The organism is Campylobacter concisus (assembly GCF_002913545.1).
Lineage (GTDB): Bacteria > Campylobacterota > Campylobacteria > Campylobacterales > Campylobacteraceae > Campylobacter_A > Campylobacter_A concisus_AV.
Map to the genome: position 1 here is coordinate 1 of NZ_PPBR01000004.1, position 458 is coordinate 458.

A 458-nucleotide genomic window follows, 5' to 3' on the forward strand; every position below is an offset into this window, starting at 1 on the left:
TTGTAATAGCTATTGAGGAGCAAACACCTCGTATAAATCCACTTTACGATGAGGATCATGATCCTACGCTTTCGCTAGTTTTTTCTGGACTTACTAGCCACGATGAAAATAGCCACGTCGTGCCTGAGCTTGCGAAGTCTTGGCAGGTGAGTGATGACGGGTTGGAGTATATTTTTGAGCTAAGAGATGATGCTTTTTGGCATGATGGGGTAAAATTTGGCGCAAAAGATGTGAAATTTACTATCGAAGCGGCTCAAAATAAGAAGCTAAACGCGCCTACTATCTCAAACTACGAGGTGGTAAAAAGCGTTGAAATTTTAGACGATTACAAAGTAAAGATCACGCTTAATGAGCCTTTTCCGCCATTTCTTGACGCGCTTAGCTTTGGCGTTTTGCCTGAGCACATTTTAAAGGGCAAAGATATCGCGACTGATAAATTTAATGACGCACCTATCGGC

General features: G+C 42.1%; 1 protein-coding gene. It reads left to right on the plus strand.

What is annotated here, in order from left to right:
• A partial coding sequence (locus tag CYP05_RS00225; RefSeq protein ID WP_258031481.1) for an ABC transporter substrate-binding protein occupies nucleotides 1-458 on the plus strand: 458 nt, incomplete at both ends.